The 6,253-nt window shown below is 61.0% G+C and carries 8 protein-coding genes and 1 pseudogene; 5 read left to right on the top strand and 4 right to left on the bottom strand.

Annotated elements, in window-relative coordinates:
• Together FY112_RS02135 and FY112_RS02130 are read right to left on the bottom strand one after the other, a co-directional pair.
• Positions 1-313 (bottom strand): annotated as a pseudogene (locus FY112_RS02135) (4-hydroxy-tetrahydrodipicolinate reductase); the annotation flags it as partial.
• A 131-nt stretch (positions 314-444) separates the two neighbouring features.
• Positions 445-660 carry a hypothetical protein gene (locus FY112_RS02130; protein ID WP_151517540.1) on the bottom strand — a complete coding sequence of 72 codons (216 nt, stop codon included), beginning with the start codon at positions 658-660 and terminating at the stop codon, positions 445-447.
• A 193-nt stretch (positions 661-853) separates the two neighbouring features.
• Here FY112_RS02130 and FY112_RS02125 point away from each other — a divergent pair, with 193 nt between their 5' ends.
• The 3 genes from FY112_RS02125 (at position 854) to FY112_RS02115 (ending at position 3,195) form a co-directional block, all read left to right on the top strand.
• The gene (locus FY112_RS02125; protein WP_151517539.1) at positions 854-1,285 is read left to right on the top strand and encodes a VOC family protein; all 432 of its coding nucleotides are present in this window, start codon (positions 854-856) and stop codon (positions 1,283-1,285) included.
• Positions 1,286-1,466: 181 nt separating this feature from the next.
• Positions 1,467-2,471 (top strand): carbon-nitrogen hydrolase family protein, encoded by a 1,005-nt coding sequence (locus FY112_RS02120; protein WP_094085645.1) that lies wholly within the window; start codon positions 1,467-1,469, stop codon positions 2,469-2,471.
• Between the two features lie 250 nt (positions 2,472-2,721).
• Positions 2,722-3,195, top strand: a complete 474-nt coding sequence (locus FY112_RS02115; RefSeq protein WP_151517541.1) for a VOC family protein — start codon at positions 2,722-2,724, stop codon at positions 3,193-3,195.
• Positions 3,196-3,273: 78 nt separating this feature from the next.
• Here FY112_RS02115 and FY112_RS02110 read toward each other — a convergent pair whose 3' ends face one another.
• Complete coding sequence (locus tag FY112_RS02110; protein ID WP_151517538.1) at positions 3,274-3,675, bottom strand: GFA family protein; 402 nt, start codon at positions 3,673-3,675, stop codon at positions 3,274-3,276.
• Between the two features lie 106 nt (positions 3,676-3,781).
• Positions 3,782-4,786, bottom strand: coding sequence for a LysR family transcriptional regulator (locus FY112_RS02105; protein WP_151517537.1), 1,005 nt, complete (start codon positions 4,784-4,786; stop codon positions 3,782-3,784).
• 89 nt (positions 4,787-4,875) lie between these two features.
• Between FY112_RS02105 and FY112_RS02100 the strand changes: the two genes are divergently transcribed.
• Together FY112_RS02100 and FY112_RS02095 are read left to right on the top strand one after the other, a co-directional pair.
• The gene (locus FY112_RS02100) at positions 4,876-5,442 is read left to right on the top strand and encodes a nuclear transport factor 2 family protein (RefSeq protein WP_151517536.1); all 567 of its coding nucleotides are present in this window, start codon (positions 4,876-4,878) and stop codon (positions 5,440-5,442) included.
• A gap of 170 nt (positions 5,443-5,612) precedes the next feature.
• Positions 5,613-6,253: ABC transporter ATP-binding protein (locus FY112_RS02095; RefSeq protein WP_181018127.1), on the top strand; the 641-nt coding region annotated here is incomplete at its 3' end.

Below are 6,253 nucleotides of genomic sequence, written 5' to 3'. Positions count from 1 at the left end.
TCGCGCGGGCGGCCTCCGCGATCCGTTCGAGCTCATCCGGCTCGAACCCCGTCGCCCCGATCACCAGGGCCGGTCCGCCGGCCGAAGCGCACAAACCGGCAAGTTCGGCGGCAGCACGTCCCGTCGTGAAATCCAGGATCACGTCGGTCGCTCCGATCGCAGCCGAACGGTCGATCAGCCCGGCGCTCATGGAGCCTTCACGGCCGATGCCGCCGACGAACGCGAAAGCCGGATCGGCCGCCAGCAGCGGCATGATGGCGCGACCCATGCGGCCGTTCGCGCCGGCGACGGCTATTTTGATTGGTGAGGTCACGGACTTTCCTTGGCTCGCGATATTTCCAACGGGCGGCTGTTTGCATCGGCATTACGCCGGCGAATGGGATCTGCCACTACCGCACTTGCGCTCCCGGGGCAAAGCAGCGATCTCCTCTGGTCGTCTGGTGCCTACCAGTTGCCGGGGTCGGCGGTGTGATCGATGCTGGCGAATTCGTCGGCCTTTTGCCGATCCAGCTTCACCTCCGTGCCAGCCTTCGTCTTGTCGACGACCGAGTAGCGGTCGGGGATCGGTCCCCTTGATAGTTCCTGATACAGGAGCAAGGCGGCCTCCTCGGCGGTGTCGGCCTCGATCTCCCGAGTAATTGATACGGTGAACTTGTGCATGGCTTCGGCCCTCTCGATCGGTGCGCCGGCGTGTGCGTGGCTTGCGCAGTCTGACACGAGTTTTGTGTCGATGACACTAAAACTGCTCGCTTAGAATTTGATTCATTTGATGGCTTCAGGTCTTTGTTTTTATGAATGTAGTGGTGCCAAGCCGCCGTACCGTTTTGGGCGAACTCAGCCGAGGAGATAGGTCATGCGCCTGAATCAAGTAACCGTTACGATGCCTGACCTCGATGCGGGCTGGAACTTCTACTGCGTTCTCGGTCTCACGCCGGTCGTCGACGCTCGTCCTCGCTATGCGCGCTTCGTCTGCCCGGACGGGGACAGCACCTTCTCCCTGCATCAGGGCGAAGGTGGCGGTGGCGGCACCACGGTGTATTTCGAGTGCGAGAAGCTGGACGAGACGGTCGGCAGTCTCAGCGAGGCCGGTCTTCGTTTCGTCACCGGACCGGAGGACAAGAGTTGGCTCTGGCGCGAGGCGGAGCTGTTCGACCCCGGCGGCAACCGCATCATCCTTTATTTCGCCGGATCGAACCGCACCGATCCGCCGTGGCGAATGGATAAGGCGGAGCGCCCGAAGCAGGGCGCCTCGGCGCCTGCCTATCCCGGCCATTTCACGAATTGACGAATCGCGGTCGCCTCGGCATCTTTGTGTCGGCGTGGCCTAACGCCGAACCTCCCAGGACCTTCCCCAGCAGGGTCTTCAACCGGAGGCAAAGGGACTTTCGTCTCGGGTCGTGATCCTTGGTCCTGATGTTTCGGGCCTGTTGCTGGGGAACGATGTCCGGAACGTGAGAGGCCCTGATATGACTGAGAATGGAAATTTCAAGCGACGGGTGCGTGCACGCGCCGCCAAGACGGGTGAATCCTACACCGCCGCCCGCATGCATGTTCTTCCCAGGTCGGCGAACGATGCACAGCCTGAGGCAAGACGTTTGCGTCTCGCCGTGGCCCAGACCACCCATGCAGACGATCCCCGCGATGCGGACAAGCTTCGCCAGAGTGGACAGGAGATACGCCTGCTGATGCGGCAGGCGCGAGAGGCAGGGGCGCGGCTCATCCACTTTCCCGAAGGAACGACATCATCGCCGAACAAGCGGATCATGTCGGAAATCGGGCCGAGAGAGATCGGGCCGTCCGATTGGCGGCGGTTCGAATGGGCCGTGTTGCGTGAGGAGCTGGATAAAACGCGCAGACTGGCGCGCGAACTCGGGCTCTGGACGGTCATCGGCTCGGTGCATCCGCTGACGCCGCCGCACCGGCCGCACAACAGCCTTTATGTCGTCTCCGATCGCGGCGAACTGGTGACGCGCTACGATGAGCGGCTGCTGTCGAACACCAAGATCTCCTTCATGTACACGCCAGGTTCGATCCCCGTGACCTTCGAGGTCGACGGCATCCGTTTTGGCTGTGCGCTCGGCATGGAGTGCAACTTTCCTCAAATTTTCACTGAATACGAGCGGCTCGATGTCCACTGCGTGCTGTTTTCGTCCACTGGGGGGACGTCGGCCAATGATACCTCCTTCGCCGCCGAGGTGCAGGGGTATGCGGCGAGCAACAGGTACTGGGTGAGTTTCTCCATACTCGCACATCCCGGTTTAGCCGATCCCGTGTCTTCCGGGATCGTCGCGCCCGGTGGCCGGTGGGCAGCGCAATGCCCTGCGGATGGAACGGCCGCGATATCGCTCACTGATATCGACGACAATCACGGCGATATTGCCCGGCCGTGGCGGCGCAAAGCGCTGGGCGGCCTCTACGAGCCGCACCGCGTGGCCGGCGATCCGCGCAGTGACGGGCGGGATATGTTTTAGAGCCGGGTCGCGTCGGTTGCATTCCGGCAAAGTGAATGCAGCCGATGCTATATGCACGGTTCCGCAAATCTCCTCATACCCGCTTGTCCCGAAGTCATTGAACCCGGACGATGGCAACACCGCAGGGACCTCGACCATTTAGCAACGCTGTACAGTCGTCCGCGTGAAATCACTCGGACTGGGCTGGAGAAAGACGATTTGCCTCTTATTTCAGTGGGCAATGCGAAACGAAGAGCGAAAGGATCACGCAATGGCAAAGAACACGATCTGCGTATGGTACGACAAAGACGCTGAGGCTGCTGCCCGCTTCTATGCCGCGACTTTTCCCGACAGCGCCGTAGGTGCCGTCATTCGGGCACCGGGAGATTATCCTGACGGCAAGCAGGGAGACGTTCTGGTCGTTGAATTCACAGTTGCGGGTATTCCTTGCATCGGCCTGAACGGCGGTACTGCGTTCAAACACAACGAGGCCTTCTCCTTTCAGATTGCAACGGACACTCAGGAAGAAACCGATCGCTATTGGAATGCCATCGTCGGCAATGGCGGCCAGGAAAGCGAGTGCGGCTGGTGCAAAGACAAGTGGGGCGTGTCCTGGCAGATTACGCCGCGCGTCCTCTCCGAAGCGCTCTCGGCAGGCGGTGGCCAGGCAAAGCGTGCTTTTGACGCGATGATGACCATGAGGAAGATCGACATTGCGACGATCGAGGCGGCGCGGCGCGGCTGAGGCAGCTTCGAGCAGAACGATCTTTTACCAGGCTCGCATCTGGCGCGATCCGGCCGCGTGCCGATCTACGCAGTCGGCTCAGAACCAGAGATCGCGCACGCAGCGCCCCTTGGATGGAAGGTCTTCAAACGTGTCCAGGCCGTCGAAATGATCGATAGGCAGATGCTGAACGAGATCCGGCGGCGCAAGCCGCATGTTGACGGCCATGCGCCTGCGGCCATCCTTTCGAAGCCGAAGGCCGCGCCAGCTCAAGACACACGCGCAGGATGGGCAGAACAAGATTTCGAGAGACGGCTCGTCCCTGTCGGCGCGGGCGTAGGAGGCGGTCTCACCGGTGAGAGCGATGCGCTCTCCTTCGTAGTCATAGGCCCACAGCGTGCCGTAGCGTCGGCAGAGGGTGCAGTTGCAGGCGGTGATCGAGCCTGGATCACCTTCGAGTGTCCAGCTTGTCTTGCCGCAATGACATGAGCCCGTCAGCATGAGCGTCTGTTCGATCCTGCTTGCTATTCGAGGACGGCATCCTGCCTCAATCGCGCGATGACCGCAATTGAGCGATCCAGGCGCCGGGACTTACGCTATCGGCGGCTCAAGTGTCTGCCTTTCCCGGCGCCGGACGACTTCCGCTGCGAGCGCGGGTTTTATCTATCGCGGTATCCATGGATGCCTGCAGGAGCCTTACCAGCCAGGCCACGCCTTCGTCACGCATTGCCGCCTTCGGCGCCGTCGCGTTCATGGCGAAGCGTCCGAGTGGCAGGGGAGGATTGACGCTGACAACGCCGAACCGCGCGGCGTGCATCTCGACGAAGCGGCGTGGCAAGGCCGAGATAAAGTCGGTTTCCGCAAGCACGGCGAGCGCGAACATGAAGTTCGGGACCGTCAGCGCCACTCGCCTGGAGCATCCATGGCTGGCCAACACATTGTCGACAAAGCCATGAGTATCGCCCAGATGCGAGACCACCAGGTGCTGCGCGGCGCAGTAGTTGGCCAGTGTCGGATCTGTCAGCAAAGGATGGCCCTGACGGGCCGCGATGACAAAATCCTCCTCGTAGAGCAGCAGGCTTGCAAAGCGGACTGGAAACTCGGCCTGAGGATTGATGGCGATGTCCATGTCACGGGCTTCCAACGCGGTTAACGCATCGCGCCAAGCCAGATCAGGCGATGGCTCGCCCTGTCTCGGCAGCAATTGCCGGATGCTGATTGCAATGCCGGGAGCGGACTTGGCCAACAGGTCGAGCAACGGCGGCAGAAACACAGACGAAACACCATCGGGCGCGCCGATCGTAAATCGTCGCTGAGAGCGCGCTGGATCGAATGGCTCCGCTGTCGCCACCACGCTGCGAACGCGCGCCAATATATCGGCGATGGGTGCTGCAAGTTCCTCGGCCCGGTCTGTCGGAACGACGCCCTTTGGTGTTTTGAGAAATAGCGGGTCACCCAGCAGCGTTCGCAACCGGCCAAGGCCGTGACTGATCGCCGAAGGCGAGAGGTTCAACCGCTGCCCCGAACGGCCGACATGGCGCTCCTCCATGACAGTCTCGAACAGCACGAGCAGGTTGAGGTCGATTCTGGATAGATCAATTTGGTTCAGCATCTTGCTGAAATCATATCATTGGATTCATTGCCCTGAAAGTGGGAGATAACGACCATTCCGCTATGGCCGGTCACCAATAGGAAGATCCGATGTCCCTTTTCAAAAGCCAAACGGTGCGCGGCGACAAGCCCGTACACGAGGCCGCAACCCTTTCACGGCGAGCCGCCCTGGCAATGGCGGTCGCCGCAACAGGGCGCGTCGCGCATGCCGCTCCGGCATCCGATGCGGCATTACTTGGCATCATCCACCGCACAGAACAACAGGCGGCAGCTTTCATGGCCGGCGACATGACGCGGTGGGCGAACCTCATCCGGCTCGATGACGATTTCACCTTGATGCAGCCTTTCGGTGGTTCCGCCAGCCATGGCTTCGACGACAGTCCCGAGCATCTGGCCGAGCTCGCCCGGTTCTTCCGCAATGGCGGCGGAACCCTAGAGGTGGAAAAGTCCTATGTCAGTGGTGACCTGATCGTACTGGTGATGATCGAGCGCCAGCATGGTGAGGTAGGCAGCCTGCCGGACCAGAATTGGTCGTTGCGCGTCACTCAGGTCTATCGCCGGCATGGATCGGAGTGGCGGCTCGCCCACCGTCATGCCGACCCGCTGGTTGGGAAGATCTCGCTGGAACGGGCCGCAGCCCTGGCCCGGGGCGAATGATGTCTGTCCGGATTTGAAAACGATCGCCTTGCCGTGGACCCGGCTCTCGCGGCAACGCCTCTTTCATAGATTTTCTGAAATTTATAATTGAGATTGCAGTCTGGGGATGGTTTTCTGCGATCTTGCGTAGCTGAGTCCTCGCCTCCTCCCGATTTTAATCCGAGTGGCCCATGTCGATTTCAGATGCGATCTATCGTCCTTTCGAAAGCCTGATCCGGCCGCTCGATATCCCTTACCGACCGCTGCCGTCGAAGGGGCCGGTGGCGGTACTCCTGCATTTCATCTCGATGTTTCGGGGTGTGCTGATTGCGCTGGCATTTTGCTCCATGGTGTTCGAGGCGATCAACCTGACGATCGTCTGGGGACTTTCGGTCATCGTCGACGGTGTGACACAACACGGCGCTCCCGCCTTCCTGCGCGATGAATGGCTGCTGCTGACCATTCTCGGCTTCCTGATTTTTCCGGTCATGCCGATCGTTTCGTTCGTACGCAATACTCTCACGTCGCATACACTCGGCATCGGCATGCCGGCCGCCATCCAGTGGCAGGGTCACAAGGCGGTGGAGCGGCAGGATCTCGCCTTCTTCCATGATCTCTATGCCGGGCAAGTCGCTTCGCGCCTGTCGCAGGTGGCCTCCGCTGTGCAGCAGCAGATCATTGCCGCCTTCCAGTCCATCCCGCGCTTCGTGATGCAGTTGGTGGGCTCCGTAATCCTGCTCAGCGCGCTGGCCTGGCAACTCGCCTTGCCCGTCGTTGTCTGGATCGCGCTCAACGTGGCATTCACCGTCAGAATCGTTCCCACCTTTGTCGA

Origin of the sequence: Rhizobium sp. PEPV16 (assembly GCF_008919455.1) — a bacterium.
Taxonomy (GTDB): Bacteria; Pseudomonadota; Alphaproteobacteria; order Rhizobiales; family Rhizobiaceae; genus Rhizobium; species Rhizobium leguminosarum_Q.
Note: the sequence above shows the minus strand (reverse complement) of the source record. Positions and strands in the feature narration are given on the sequence as shown.

Excerpts from the sequence above, each read along its gene's own strand:
- FY112_RS02115 (WP_151517541.1), top strand. The coding sequence starts at position 2,722 with ATGGCAAAGAACACGATCTGCGTATGGTACGACAAAGACGCTGAGGCT.
- FY112_RS02130 (WP_151517540.1), bottom strand. The coding sequence starts at position 660 with ATGCACAAGTTCACCGTATCAATTACTCGGGAGATCGAGGCCGACACC.
- FY112_RS02120 (WP_094085645.1), top strand. The coding sequence starts at position 1,467 with ATGACTGAGAATGGAAATTTCAAGCGACGGGTGCGTGCACGCGCCGCC.
- FY112_RS02105 (WP_151517537.1), bottom strand. The coding sequence starts at position 4,786 with ATGCTGAACCAAATTGATCTATCCAGAATCGACCTCAACCTGCTCGTG.
- FY112_RS02110 (WP_151517538.1), bottom strand. The coding sequence starts at position 3,675 with ATGCTGACGGGCTCATGTCATTGCGGCAAGACAAGCTGGACACTCGAA.
- FY112_RS02100 (WP_151517536.1), top strand. The coding sequence starts at position 4,876 with ATGTCCCTTTTCAAAAGCCAAACGGTGCGCGGCGACAAGCCCGTACAC.
- FY112_RS02125 (WP_151517539.1), top strand. The coding sequence starts at position 854 with ATGCGCCTGAATCAAGTAACCGTTACGATGCCTGACCTCGATGCGGGC.